Source organism: Belliella marina (assembly GCF_042682445.1).
GTDB lineage: Bacteria > Bacteroidota > Bacteroidia > Cytophagales > Cyclobacteriaceae > Belliella > Belliella marina.
This window is the reverse complement of the sequence record NZ_JBHUHR010000016.1, coordinates 1-13050: the sequence shown is the minus strand read 5'-3', so window position 1 is coordinate 13050 and position 13050 is coordinate 1. Positions and strand designations below refer to the sequence as shown.

13 protein-coding genes are annotated in these 13050 nt (G+C 32.3%); all 13 read left to right on the top strand.

Annotated features, from left to right (window positions below):
• Positions 1 to 227 precede the first annotated feature (227 nt).
• The 13 genes from ACFSKL_RS06840 to ACFSKL_RS06780 all read left to right on the top strand — a co-directional run bounded on the left by ACFSKL_RS06840 (position 228) and on the right by ACFSKL_RS06780 (position 12953).
• Entirely contained in the window at positions 228 to 518 is a 291-nt protein-coding gene (locus tag ACFSKL_RS06840; protein WP_376884719.1) for a hypothetical protein, read from the top strand.
• Positions 519 to 908: 390 nt separating this feature from the next.
• Positions 909 to 3362: a hypothetical protein gene (locus ACFSKL_RS06835; RefSeq protein ID WP_376884717.1), complete on the top strand. Its 2454-nt coding sequence runs from the start codon at positions 909 to 911 to the stop codon at positions 3360 to 3362.
• Between the two features lie 263 nt (positions 3363 to 3625).
• On the top strand, positions 3626 to 4837 hold the full coding sequence (locus ACFSKL_RS06830; RefSeq protein ID WP_376884715.1) for a hypothetical protein: 1212 nt from the start codon (positions 3626 to 3628) through the stop codon (positions 4835 to 4837).
• A 24-nt stretch (positions 4838 to 4861) separates the two neighbouring features.
• Positions 4862 to 5524, top strand: a complete 663-nt coding sequence (locus ACFSKL_RS06825) for a hypothetical protein (protein ID WP_376884714.1) — start codon at positions 4862 to 4864, stop codon at positions 5522 to 5524.
• A 676-nt stretch (positions 5525 to 6200) separates the two neighbouring features.
• Positions 6201 to 6740 (top strand): uracil-DNA glycosylase family protein, encoded by a 540-nt coding sequence (locus ACFSKL_RS06820; protein WP_376884712.1) that lies wholly within the window; start codon positions 6201 to 6203, stop codon positions 6738 to 6740.
• On the top strand, positions 6730 to 7575 hold the full coding sequence (locus ACFSKL_RS06815; protein WP_376884710.1) for an agmatine deiminase family protein: 846 nt from the start codon (positions 6730 to 6732) through the stop codon (positions 7573 to 7575). The genes ACFSKL_RS06820 and ACFSKL_RS06815 overlap by 11 nt, the downstream gene beginning before the upstream one ends.
• 328 nt (positions 7576 to 7903) lie before the next feature.
• Entirely contained in the window at positions 7904 to 8236 is a 333-nt protein-coding gene (locus ACFSKL_RS06810) for a hypothetical protein (RefSeq protein WP_376884708.1), read from the top strand.
• Between the two features lie 164 nt (positions 8237 to 8400).
• Positions 8401 to 8613: a DeoR family transcriptional regulator gene (locus ACFSKL_RS06805; RefSeq protein ID WP_376884706.1), complete on the top strand. Its 213-nt coding sequence runs from the start codon at positions 8401 to 8403 to the stop codon at positions 8611 to 8613.
• A gap of 800 nt (positions 8614 to 9413) precedes the next feature.
• Positions 9414 to 10019, top strand: a complete 606-nt coding sequence (locus ACFSKL_RS06800; protein ID WP_376884703.1) for a zeta toxin family protein — start codon at positions 9414 to 9416, stop codon at positions 10017 to 10019.
• A gap of 448 nt (positions 10020 to 10467) precedes the next feature.
• Positions 10468 to 10830, top strand: coding sequence for a DUF4304 domain-containing protein (locus tag ACFSKL_RS06795; RefSeq protein ID WP_376884701.1), 363 nt, complete (start codon positions 10468 to 10470; stop codon positions 10828 to 10830).
• Between the two features lie 64 nt (positions 10831 to 10894).
• Positions 10895 to 11461, top strand: a complete 567-nt coding sequence (locus ACFSKL_RS06790; protein WP_376884699.1) for a hypothetical protein — start codon at positions 10895 to 10897, stop codon at positions 11459 to 11461.
• Positions 11458 to 12213: an HNH endonuclease gene (locus ACFSKL_RS06785; protein WP_376884696.1), complete on the top strand. Its 756-nt coding sequence runs from the start codon at positions 11458 to 11460 to the stop codon at positions 12211 to 12213. Before ACFSKL_RS06790 ends, ACFSKL_RS06785 begins: the two co-directional genes overlap by 4 nt.
• On the top strand, positions 12210 to 12953 hold the full coding sequence (locus ACFSKL_RS06780; RefSeq protein WP_376884694.1) for an ApeA N-terminal domain 1-containing protein: 744 nt from the start codon (positions 12210 to 12212) through the stop codon (positions 12951 to 12953). The genes ACFSKL_RS06785 and ACFSKL_RS06780 overlap by 4 nt, the downstream gene beginning before the upstream one ends.
• Positions 12954 to 13050: the final 97 nt, after the last annotated feature.

Below are 13050 nucleotides of genomic sequence, written 5' to 3'. Positions count from 1 at the left end.
TTGTAATTTGTCACAAGAAAACCAATCTTATCCATTTATTAAATTAGTTGACACTACCTGTCAAAGAATATTTGGCTACGTGCATGATTAGGGAGAGTCATATTCTGCTAATCTAATAAATAAATCTTAAATACGCTATACCGTAACTACAAAAAAATTAATTTTTTTTCCTTGTATCTATGGTAAACGAGGATCCACGAATAATAAAAGGCAAAATCTCTATTTTCTTGCAAACTAAAATAGCGGAAGATGCAAAAAAGAAGATGCAATTAGAAGATCAAAACCATCGAATTCCTAAAGGTTTAAACTTTGAAGCTCAAGAGTTAGCATTTAATACAGACCTAAGAAAAGCAACAATTTCAGAACTTTTAAATTGTAAATCATTAATCAAGCTCTCAACTTTATTTGTGATTTTGAATTCATTTAATATGTCGTTTTCTGAATTTGTTAGCATGTATGAAGAAATAACTGATGAAAATGCGCTTATACAGTATGAAAAAATGAGAAGTACTAAATAAATAGACTGATTAGATGGCTAATTTATCAGTAAAAATACCATGATCAGTTTTTTTTTGTTTGGTGGGGGAATGTGTGTTTAGGATGCTTTTTACTTTTTGTCTTAACACAAAAAGTAACAAAAAAGTCAAGACGGAGATATCCTATCTGCCCACAATGCCACCGCCGGCCCGAATCTCCGACGTCCCGCCCGCATCAGGTGGTTAGTCTTTAAAATAAAAATTTTTTTGTGAAAAATACCCTGTAGTTGGTATTTTTTGCTATAGAATGAATAGTTATTTTTGACAACTGTAAAAAGCCCTCAATTATTATGAGTATCAAATGGCATTTGACATAAATAAGGCAATAGTCTCTTCGGCCAATCTATTATAACCAAAAATAAAAAAGACCCTATGATTTCTTGGGAAGATATAAAATTAAAAATACATTCTGCAGTCCGAAAACCCTTAACATCTGGTGATCCTAATTTTACTGAAGATGAAATTGCTAAGGGAATTCTGTTATTCAGAAAAATTATTCTTTATAAGTCAGGGGAACCTGAATTAGATGGACTTTCGAAAATTATGGTACCAGCCTTGCAAGATTCATTGCTTGACAAAAAAGGTGAGTTGCCATCGTTAAGACTTTTAGCAGATTGTTTGGAACCCTTTTATAAAAAAATATTATTGATTTGTAAATCGCATAGCTTTCGTGATTTAGACAAACTAACGTTAATTCCAGTATTAAAGAGAATAGACATCAATACTGCTTTGAGTACTCAACAAAACAAAGATGATTATCCTCAATTAAAAGAATCAAACCTAGATTCATTTAAACATGAAAGCGAATATCTTTATGAAATTTGTAATACATATTTAGTAAGAAATAAAGTTCACAACTCACCTGAATTCAGTGATTTAGAAACACTTACTTATGTCAAAGATTTACTTGTTGTGTATATCTACACTGTTCTTAAATATTCGAAACAAATTGACATCCTAGTAGATTCATCTCACGATTTGGACTCATCTAAAAAAGTTTTAAACGGAGGTGAAAATAAGATACTTTTTGATTTTATAAGTTTCGGAAACAGTACAACTGAAATTAAAACTCAGATTATTGAGTCATACATTCTTCATAAATTATTAGACTCAGGTAAGTTGCCTCAAAAAACTATTAAAGAAGGGTTAGAAGAATATTTAGATTATTCACTTACCTCTGATTTTTTTAGACGTTCGATAGAGAAATTAAGAACCAAAAAAAAAATAGAATATAATAAAGACACAGAAGAGTTAAATCTGTCATCTGGTGAACAAAAAAGATTAGTTAAAGTTCAAAGTCTTTTCAATGATAACAAAGAATTATTTCTACTGTATTACTCAGACATTATTGAACTTTATGGAGTAAAAGAGCACTCTGATAAAATTTTAGAAAAGCTTAAGGATTTTTTTGTGGTTAATTACAATATAGATATTAAAGAAATATGTGATGAAGATAGCTATGACAATGAAGATAGTATATTAGAAGGATTTTTACTATTCATTAGGACATTATTAAATGAAAAGGATTCTATCAATTTAGTTAAAGATTTATTGAAGCTATGTGAAGAAAGCGATTTCATTCTTCGGCTAAGTGCTAGTACAGTGATTGGTAACTTAACAAATCCTGTTCATTTCGAAAATTATATTAGAAAACAGAAGCGATTGGTTTATTTGGATACCCAATTGATATTGCACGCCTTGTGCACTGGTTATTTGTCAAATTGTGAATATGACAATGTTTATTTTAGGATTGTAGATGAGTTGCTGAAGTTTCAAAAATCAAACCCAAATATAGAATTTAGATTCTCAAGATATTATTTAAGTGAAGTTGCTTATCAATTAAGAATGGCTTTATTACTTATACCATTTGAAGGTACAACTAAGCACAAACTTTCGACAAACGTTTTTTACGAATTTTATGAATACTTACATTCAAATGATCTTTTAGAAGCTGACCATCAATCATTCTCAGATTTTCTTGAAAATTGGTTACTTATAACCGAAGATGATGCATTAGAGGCTGATTGCGAAAAAATAATTTCCTCGAACATTAGTTCATTATTATTAGATGAATTGAACATAAGTGTATCTACCCTTCCTTTTTATGAAGACAAAGAGACAGCGGTAACTGTATTAGATGGAATCATTAAAGATCGAAGATATAAGCTTTCTTCGAAATCTCATTATACAATGTCAAATGATGCATTAATGGTTTGTCACTTAGCTAATAAGGAAATTCATCAGGACGAGCCATTCTTTTTAACTTGGGATAAGTCATTCACCCCATTTAGATCGGCTTTCAAGCAAAAATTTAAGAGGCAAGAACTAATTTCATGGCATTTATTCAATCCATCAAAATTCATTAACCATATGTCTCTTTTAGAATTTAAAATAGATCCTAAATCGATCACAAATGAATACTTACCTATATTAGATAGCTTAGGATTGCATGAAAAAGTAAAAACAATTTTCGATAGCATGAATCGGTTAACAGACATTAAAGACATATCAAAAAAGCAACGAAGAAGATATGTGCAATTAACTCAACAAGTTTTTAATGAACAAGAATTTGGGTATGAGGTTGATCAGCCAGAAATGATTGACAATGTTATAAAACCCTTTGAAACCATATTAGATAACATAAATAAATATTATCATTCACATTCAAAGCATAGCATTGAAAAGTACAAAAAAATGATGCTGAAGGAAGAATATTTCAAAAAGCTATTAGAAATAATAATAAGTGAAATATCTAATGGTCCAGAAATATCAAATGACTTAACATCAAACATTGACAAATTATTGAATGATTTTTTAGCTGAATAAATGAATATATCTTCAGATTAAGTAAATCAGAAGCCAACATTTATCATTTAAATACTTGTCCCCATTATAAGGAGATAAGTATTCTAGAATAGAGTTAAGGTTTAAACTTTATCCAAATCTTTGCGGAAGTTCGTATTATGAAATCGCACAAGACAGCTTCCTTTCTAAAATAGAAGAAAAAAATCTCAATAATCAACATATAATTCTTAAAAGCTTTTTAAATGGCGCTTTTTTAAAATTGAATATTTTAATATACAAATACTATGGAAACAGAATTAGAATTTCGAGGAGAATACTATCCAGCATTTTTTTCTATTTACTTAGAAGGAGATTTTACAGAAAAGTTCGAGGATTTGGATAACAAAGACCTAGGTACACTTGCTCATGAATATCTACATTATATACAAAACATAGATACTTTAATGGGTATTTCCAATTCTCAACATTTCTTTAGTTTATACAATGAAGTTTTAAAGCAAGCTTCAACTAATTGTTTTTCAAAAGAGACATTCCAACTTCCAAATAAAATAGCTGAAAATAAAGCGAAATTTGACAAATATTTTGGTCAATCATATTCCGACACAACTATTGATTTTGATGATTCAAAGCTTGAAATAGATGGAGAGACAGTCAAAGTCTTGTTTTACAAAGGGAAACATTGCATAAAGACTGTAGACTTTGGAAATCTATGTGTTAAAGAAGGAATGGCTCATTATTTCCAATTAATCTTTGATAATAATGCTGAGCATCCTTTTTTACCATATGATGTGATTTCTATAGTCTGCAAAAACTTATATCCAAAATTACTTGAGGAACCAATAAAAATCATTCTTTTATCATATTTGGCTCTATCGTCATCTATAAATAGTGGACTTCAATTCTATAAACTCTTGGAAGAAATTAAGAATAATGAAAGCTACTATAGTGCATTGTCACCTATTGAACTATATAACAACATCAAAGATTCCCTGCAAATTACCATATCAGGAAGGACTTTTAAATCAGTAAATCATGCTAAGACTTTTGCTATTGACAGACTTAATGAAATAATGTCGGCATCCATGATTTCAGAGATGCGCTATTTTGATACAATTTTTTGTAATATTAAAGAAATTAATTGTGGTAAAGAGAATGGATTTGCTGAAATTATAACAGATTCATCAACAAATAAATATCAAAAACTTTGCAAACTGTTTAATATTTATAAATCACCAAACATTCGAACAACAACCGGGAAAAATTATTTCCCTGATAGTTCTCAAGAATTAATTGAGTTAGTAGGCAAAAAGTTATTGTTAGAAAGGATCCTTCAAGATGAAAATCAATGTAAATATTTTGCGTTTTGCTCAGGACAAGAGGAGAACCCTACTGGGAACCAGTGCTTTAGTTTCGAGTGGGATAATGAAAAAAGTTGCCTATTTACGTTAGCATATGAATATTTTCAAATCAAAAAAGCAAATAATTCAGGATTGTGAATAATGTCTTGACTTTACAATATCATGAAAATCGCACCAAAAATAAATATTCAAAAAGTCAATGAACACTCTCTTCATATTGATAATATAATAAGGGAATTTCCTGACTCTAAATTTTCTAATTTTAATTTAAAGTGGTTCGAAATAATTCAGCGAATTGACAATGTAAATATTTTGATTCACGATTTATATAAGGATTTCAATCTAATAAATACTGAGTTATCCAAGGACGCAATAGAAAATGCATATTTAAAGACACCTTTATTTTATAAACAAAAGTTTTTGACTGAGCAGATAATTTATTGGATTAGAAAGACTTTAGACGAGATAATTGCTATGATTTATGTTTTAGAGTATTTAAAGATAAAAAAGGAATATCCAACACATATTAAAATTGAATCAATAGGACATTTAATTGGATCTAAAGAATTCTTAATAAACATAAAAACAAATCACTTAGATTTTCTAAAAATTATTAATAACATTTCAAATACTTATAAGCACTCTTTTTTTAATTCCGAAATTCATAACTATATAGGTGAGCTTGATCCTTTAGTTTTTAGCTACGGCTTCAAAAATAACAATCTGGAAAAAGAAATGATGTTTACCACTTATAAACTGGAGGAAATAATTATTGCACTAAATAAACTTCTAGGTGATTTGATAATTTACATAAAACAAATTTGATGCTGCGCGTAACATTTAGCCCACTAGAGAAAAGCCCTTGCAAAAAAGCCCTGATAGGAGAAAAAATCTATCAGGGTCGCCGATAGTGATCGGGATGCTAGTGGCTGTTGACTGACTTGTGCGCCGCGACGTACATCCGCAGTGTGAAGGGTTTGCCAGGTGGAATAGTCGGATGCCTTTTACTTTTTGCCTTGATGCAAAAAGTAACCAAAAAATCAAGACGGAGATATCCTATCTGCCCACAATGCCACCGCCGGCCTCCCAAAAAAGGAGGAAATCCTCCCATAAAGTGAGACAAGCCGTCCTGTAATCGGGAGGCAAGCCCGGATCTCCGTCGCCCCGCCCGCATCAGGCGGTTTGTAGTAGAAGAGGAAGGTAAAAAGTTGTTATTATCGCCGTATACTTTTCAAAAGCCTCTTTATCGGGGCATTTTTTGTTTTTACCTTGAAAAATACCCTGTAGTTGGTATTTTATGTTAAGATCGGAATGGTTATGTTTGGTAATTGGGAAATATCAGCAACACTTATACGTATAGCATGCCATATGGCATGCTATACGTAATAAGTTGCAGAGAGCAAACTGTTATAGGCAAATAGAAACCAGCAAACTATTTAAACTGGGGAGTAACTGAAAATCCTAAAGAGTAAGACAGTTATAGTGCATTTGAAGAAACGATATGATAATAGTTCAGCATAGGTTTTTAGGCCATCAAATTAATTCAAAGACAGAAACGCTGGTAATTGGAACTTTCAACCCTGAAACTGCGGACAATGACGCTGAATTCTTCTATGGAAGAAGCAGAAACTATTTATGGAGACTTCTTCCGACAGCTTTTGGAAAGGCTGATTTAAAAGGTGCTTCCAAACAGGAAAAGTTAGACTTTATTAGGGAGTATAAAATTGACCTTACCGACTTGATAGAAGAAATTCAAGTTGAAGAAGGTCAAGAAGCCAATTATTATGACGGCTACATCGACAACAAAGTAACTCGGTGGAAAAACATCATTTCACTAATTGACACACTCCCAAATTTGAAAAGGGTTTGCTTTACAAGAAAAACCTTCTCTGATATTCCGAATATGAAAAAGCAGCTTTCAGAGATACAAAAGCATTTAAATAACAAAGGAATTGCTTTTCATGCTTTAACCACTCCAGCCAGATTTTACCGAGAAGACAAACAAACTGAATGGACAAATTTTCTTTTGAATGGAAACTAGTAAAGAAACAAATACAGTTTATTTTTCTGAAAAACTGAGGTCAGACGAGCGATTTACGAAGACCTGCAATGTTTTAATTGAACTTCTCGAAAAGAATTCAATAAAGTATGATTTCTTAAAAGGGACAAAAGACATTTGGTGCAGAGACTACATGCCTATTCAGATTGAAAAGGGAAAGTTTGTACAATTCCGTTATGAACCTTCTTACCTAAAAGACGAATTAGAACTTCAATCAGACCCAAAAGAAGTTTGCAAAGCCAACAAAATTAAAGCTCAATTTTCCAAAATCAACTTTGACGGTGGCAATGTTGTGAATTGGTCAGATAGAGCAATTATTACTAGCCGAGTTTTTGACGAGAACCCAGAATATTTAAGTAAAAACAAACTGATTGCTGAAATTGAAAAACTTCTTGAAGTTGAGATAATTGTTATTCCGCAAATAAAATCTGATATGACAGGTCATGCAGACGGAATGGTTCGATTTGTTGACCGCAACACATTACTTGGAAATAACCGAGAACAAGAGTATAAATATTGGAAGAACGGTATTAATAAAATCCTGAACGAAAAAGGAATTGAATATATTGACATTCCGTTTCTTGAGCACAAAGAAAAGAATTACCCTGACCATGCGATTGGTTGCTATGTAAACTATTTGGAAGTTGAAAATCTGATTGTGATTCCAATATTTGAAACAGAAAAAAACAAAGACCAAGAAGTTTATGACAAGTTCAAGGAGATTTTTCCAAACAGGAAAATTGAAACGATTAATTACAATGAAATCGGACTTTATGGTGGTCTTTTGAACTGTACGACTTGGACTATAAAAAATTAAAATTGAATAAAAAACTCGCTACAACATTTAGCCCACCGGAGAAAAGCCCTTGCAAAAAAACCTGATTGATGCATTTATCTATCTTAGTTCCTATAATTATAGGAATAGTGGCTGGTGTGTGACCGTGGTGTAGATCTGTGGTTGAAGTAGATTATGGATTACTTATTTGTGATGACAAAAAAAGTTAAGGTTAGTTTAGAGGCGAAAAAGTAAATCTGTAAATTGAGTTTGGGTATTTTAATCTTTTTAAAATACTTGATCGAATTTTGAAATTTAAAAACTAATATTAATTACACTTAAAAAAGAAATTATACTTAAATAAAAACTAATGTCTGGAAAAAACTTGGACCTTAAAAATGATAATAATATTTTATCCATAAACTCGCCAAAGACTTCTATCGGCGGTCCCTATAAAGTTGTTTATAAAGATTTAAACGAAAGATGGGCAATTGTAGCTATGGACTGGAATAGAGAACCATGCTTAGGGATGAGATGGTTTTGGGGAAATGGTGGAAATCCTTTTTCTAGTGGAAACCCAACTTGGCTAGTTATTCCCAATTCACTTTCTAATTCGATTTTAAATGGACTTCCTTTGGATTTCAAATTTCACTATAGAGTCATTGAATTTTTAGCTGGAAAAATAAATGGTAGTCAGTTATAAAAAAGTTTAAGGCTGCTATAAAGCTATTTATTTGGCTAGAGCAAGACCTAAATGCAATTTTACCGCATTAATAAGGTTGATTTAATAAGCTAACTAATGGAAAGAAAGAAGAACAAGGAGGATTCCTAAGCACGATATTCAAAGACCGATTTACCGAAGATCAATTGAAGAAAAATGGGCTACAGGAAAGACAGGTTGAAGCGATCCTTTACACCAAAAAATATGGGGAAATTACTAATTCTAAATATCAGGAGATAGCTGATGTTTCAAAAGCAACAGCTACGAGAGACATTAAAGAGTTAGAAGATAAGGGGCTATTGAAAAATATTGGGACAAAGGGGTCGAGTGCAGTTTACAAACTAGGAGTTGGCTCATAGTTGGCTCAGTTGGCTCACGATGGGCTCAAGATTGGCTCAAAAGATAAAATAAAGGGAAGAATCAAATGAATGAAAAGAAAAGCAGCCTATAACATTTAGCCCACTAGCCGAAAGCCCTGATTGATGTAAAGATCTTTCAGGATCCAGAAATTCTTCGCGATACGTGGCTGCCTGCCCTCCGGGAGGCGGGTTGACTCACTTGTGGACGCGGCGTACATCCGCAGGGTGAAGGGTTTGCTAGGTGGAATAGTATGCTAACTTGTGGATTTTGGGAAGTGGTTGTTTTAGTTTTTGGTTGTATTTAGGTGGTTTTGCTTTGGTTTGTGTATAGCATCCCCTACCCATTTTCTGGGGATTTGATCTTCTATCATGTCTTGGATTAACCTTTGATTTCTTAGATCCTACGCGAGGATCAAGAGGGAGTGGGAAATTCCGGTGCATAGTTTGTCCGATTTCGGGGTTGAACCCTATCAACCTGACTGTTTCCAGGCGGTGGAAGTGGTCTTATCGAGCTGCCTTGTGTGGTCCGGAAAACACTTGGTTTATCATTCCAAGTTTTATGAAAAGGCAGAAAGCTCAGAGAGATTGAAAGTTATGTTTTAATTGAATAAATTTGCGGGAATATTTGTTACTTTGTAGTATGTGTAAAGAAAAATTAATAACGGGAATCAATGTTGCTCAACAAATGAGTAAAGCTAGGAATATCCTGAATAGTCAAGTTATTCCTAGAGAAGAGTTGTTTCAAATTCGAAAAAAAGAGGGTAAATTAAGTAAAGAGCTTATGAGTGCCCTAAAAACCAATGCCTAATTTGATAGTAATTTCGGGATGCAATGGTGCGGGCAAGTCAACTTTTGCCACATCATTTTTACCCGAGGGATTAATCTCTTTCGATTATGACAGGATATTTTTGGAGCATTACAACAGCCTTCCCGATAGCGAATTGAGAGAAAAATTTGCTAAAGATCAGACCTCAAAGGAATTTGAAACTATAATTGAAGAATCTATTTCAAAAAAAAAGGATTTTTGTTACGAGACTAATTTTGATTCATACCCCATTTTTTGGCCGCAAAAGTTTAAAGAAAATGGCTATAAGCTAAATTTAATTTTCTTTTGCCTAGCTGACCAAGATGTTGCCAAACACAGGATTCAAGTACGGACAGAATTTAAAGGTCATTTTGTTGATAATAAAACCATTGAGCTAAAATGGAAAGCTGGCTACAAAAATGTAAACTTACATTATAATTTTTTTGACAATGTTTTGTTCGTGGATAATTCAAAACAAAATGATGTGTATACCAATATTTTGCAAGTTGAAAAAGGAGAAATGGTACTCATGATTGATCAAGTACCAGACTATTTCAAACATAGGTTACCAGAAATATATAAACTAATCAGCAAGGTTTAAAAGTTATTGCAAAGTGTAGCAAAGGAGAATCATACCCCTAAACCTCTCACAAACTCCCAAAAATCGGAATGAACCTCTCGATTGTTCATGTTAGGTTTGTTTTTAATTGTATTCACGAATGCTTGGGCATTTCATACAGCCTGTTCCACTTATTGCGGAAGCTCTTATTATGCAGTCGGATACATTTTGTCAGACTAATTGTAGCCTAGTTCCCAGTGACCTCCCGAAAAGTGAGGCAGGCCGTCCTGTAATCGGGAGGCAGGCCCGGATCTCCGTCGTCCTGCCCGCATTAGGCGGTTTGTGTTGAAAATAAAAAGTTTTTTCAGTGAAAAATACCCTGTAGTTGGTATTTTACATTAAGATCTGAATGGTTATGTTTGGGAATAGGGAAATATCCGCCACTATGGTTTAAAGAGACTCGTTACCATCAAGCGTAAAAAAACCAACAATGCAAGAAGCAAAATTAAAACAACAGTTTGATGATTTACTTAAATTCACAATTGCTCCTGCATTGAAAAATTTGGAGTTCAAGAAAAAAGGACTTCATTTTAATAGAAAGGTGAATGACATTTTCCAATGTTTGAATATTCAGAAAAGCAAATGGAATTCCTATGATGAAAGCGTTAGTTTTACTTTTAACTTGGGTTTTTATTACGGAAAAATCAATAGTGTTTTAAGTGAAACTGAGGTATCAATTTTGTCACCTTGTGTAAATGATTGTTTTATTCAAGGAAGAATCGGGAGTTTAACTAAGAATATAGACCATTGGTTTATGAACTTTATGGGTTTACTGAGAAGGAGATTAAGATAGAGGAAGGGGGTGAAGGGTGAATATAACTGTTCGATATTTGATAAAGATTGGTAAAAAGGAGTATATGGAAAAGCTTCTTAGGTCAGGCGAAGTTTATTTTAATACAATTGAGTTTTTCAGAAAAAATGATTCAGGCGATCACCTAAGAGGTGATTTTGCAGAAGGTCTAAAATTTAGCCCTTTACCAAACTTCAGAATCCCAACTCTTGAAAGTCAAGGCATAAGATTTAAAAATGCAAAAATCAATGAAGATACTGATATAAGTCATCTTTATTCAATGTATGTGGTGACCAATGAATTTTGGCAGGAGCAAATGCATTTTGACAAAAAAATATTAGAATTCGGGGATTATGCCCTATTAATTAAACCTCGTGAATTTGTAGAAAAGGTTCTGAAAATAGCAAAACATGAAATTAAATACGGTCTAGCATCTTATTATAAAACTCCTACTATACCACTTTCACTTAATCCATTTTCCAAAAGAGAAGAATTTAAATACCAAAACGAATTTCGCTTTGTGATTAATTCAAGTTCAAAAGAGCCGATAAAAATAAAAATCGGAGATATCTCAGATATCGCTACAATGATTCCAACTGAAACTTTATTGAAAATTAAATTTTTAAAGAAATGAAAAAAACTAGATCTCAAATTTTTAAAGACCTCAATGTTTTTCCAAAAAATTCAAGATGGGCATGGTGTGCTAAAAATGATGCTATTAAAACAACAGTTTTTACCCTATGGGATGATGAAGAAAAAGATGGGATTTGGATACTTCATGATGATGAAGAAAAATATAGAAGAAATGGATACTTTGATCAAAAAAGAGCTTTAGACCTCGCAATTGACAATAACTATGAAGCTTTAGGAATAATAGTGCATGCAGTAGACGTTTCAGAATCTCCTAGGAGTATTAAATTTGTTGAGGAATCTTTTTTGATACAGCTGAAATTATCAAGAAGAGGGTCAAAGATTTATGGAAAAAAAACAGAAAAGATATCATATTTAAAGGCTGCTAGAAAAAACAAGTCAAAAATTGAATCACATGGGCTACTAGATCTTGAAATTCCTCCATTAGGGAAGGAATTTGCTGACCGAGCATTCTCAAAAGGTTTTGTTTTCAAAAGAGATCAGAAAGTAAGGAAATATGTTTTAAATAGAGCAAATGGTAAGTGTGAATACTGTGGTGAGTTAGGTTTCAAATTAAAGAATGGTGAATCCTATTTAGAAACGCATCATATAATTTCATTAGCCTCTCAAGGATCTGATAAGCTGGAAAATGTAATTGCACTTTGCGCAAATCATCACAGGCAAGCCCATTTCGGTTCAAATGCTGAGGCTTTAGAAAAAGAGTTTATTGCAATTTTAGAAGGTCTAAACGAATGAAAAACTCAACATTTAAACAAGATAATTTTTATAGAGCTTACATATGGGAACCGGAAAATCCTAAGAAACAAAGTCCATGTACAGTTTCTGTACAAAATGGAGAACCTATTATGATTGAGTGTTGGGAAAATCTACAAATTTTTAAACGCTCTTTTAGGGATTTAAATTTTCATGAACCTATCAAGTACTTATTTGGCAAATTAGAAGATGGCAAGCCCTTCACAGTTTATAATGTTAAATTAGAATCATCAAGGACTGGTACAGGTATTTCTAAAATAGGATTAATTGCCGAAGTATTTTTGAAAGGGGATCACATCAGTTGTGATGAAAAAATAATAGTAGGTTTAACCTGTAAAAATCAATATTTAGAGGATTGGGCTGATTTGAGACCTGTATCTGTTAGAAAAAAGAAAAGCGATAGTTTTGAATTAGATGTAAGTATTAAAATACCTCAAGAGATTATTTTTTTCGATTCTGATAATTACAAAATATCCTTAGGTCATTCAATTAGTTACCCACTTCAAGAAGTTAATAGCGCAAATATTAATCCAATACCTAAAATATCCGTTTTATTTAAGAAAAATGTAGATATAAATGAAGCCCTTGACCTGCGAGAAGCTTTAAAGCTACTTTTTCAGCTAATTTTGAATGTTGAAGCAGGAATTGAAAATTCCTTTTTAAAAACCAATGATGATCCTTTATCAAATGAAATATTTGTGTTTGAGAATAAAATTATATGACTCCCCACAATCTTACACGTAGTGTTGAATTGCTGCAATAATTAATCTGTCGAATAATTTTTCACCGAAATACCTTCTGTTTAGCTTATATACGAAC